The following is a 967-nucleotide window of genomic DNA, read 5'->3' as shown; positions in this document are numbered from 1 at the left end:
CCGTAGCGGGGTGCAAATATAGATACCTTTTTTAATACAACAATGACTTTTTTATATTAATTTCTTAATTATTTTTTAACCGCTTTTTATAACCTTATTTTTAAGGGGTTATGAGTTGATTATTTTTCAATTATATACAAGTATATCCTGTATCATTAGTGAAACGGATCTTATAAACCATCTAATATATAAAAAGGTTCTATCCGGTAAGCCTCCAGGAAGTATATAAAAGTTATCCTTTTAAGTCATATTGTATAAAAATCTAATAAGCTTTTTGGAATTATAGGCAACAAATATTCTGAAGACTTAAAAAATCATCTTATATAAATTCCTTTAATTAGAATTTTATATTACAATTAGTCTTTATATAAAGTCCATCGCAAGACAAAAGCTGTATTTATTATTAAATATTTTTAATCAATAGAATCATAATATTTAGTAATTAGTGGTTAGTGGTTAGTGGTTAGTGGTTAGTGGTTAGTGGTTAGTGGTTAGTGGTAAAATATAAAAAGAATGGATCTGATAAAAACTAGATTAGTAATTACAACACCTGTTATAAATACTTTACAGTAATAATTTTATAAAAAAAAGGTTCTACTCTTAATTAATGATGCGTAGAACCTTTTTAGTTTTAAAATGTATAATTACTGGACAGATCTTTATCTCCTTTTAGACCTAGATAGTCATCAAATTTTTTTTTATGAATAAAATCTAACAGTTAGTTGTTAGTTGTTAGTTGTTAGTTGTTAGTTGAAATAAGCAAATACCCTATTTCTCTTAAAGCTTCAAAATATATCTAGTTGTTTTTAAAACAATATTACTTGGAAGCAATAACCTTTGCAATAAAGCATAAAAAAACCCTTCATTAAATAAATAATGAAGGGTTTAAAAAAGGCGACGACCTACTCTTCCACAATGTAGTACCATCGGCGCTAATGGGCTTAACTTCTCTGTTCGGAATGGTAAG

Annotated in this window: 1 rRNA gene; it reads right to left on the bottom strand. The window is 26.8% G+C overall.

Annotated features, from left to right (window positions below):
- Positions 1-889: 889 nt before the first annotated feature.
- A 5S ribosomal RNA gene (gene rrf / locus DU428_RS13650) occupies positions 890-967 on the bottom strand; the annotation flags it as partial.

Origin of the sequence: Oceanihabitans sediminis, from assembly GCF_003337215.1 — a bacterium.
Classification (GTDB): Bacteria; Bacteroidota; Bacteroidia; order Flavobacteriales; family Flavobacteriaceae; genus Oceanihabitans; species Oceanihabitans sediminis.
This window is presented reverse-complemented; position numbering and strand designations above follow the sequence as displayed.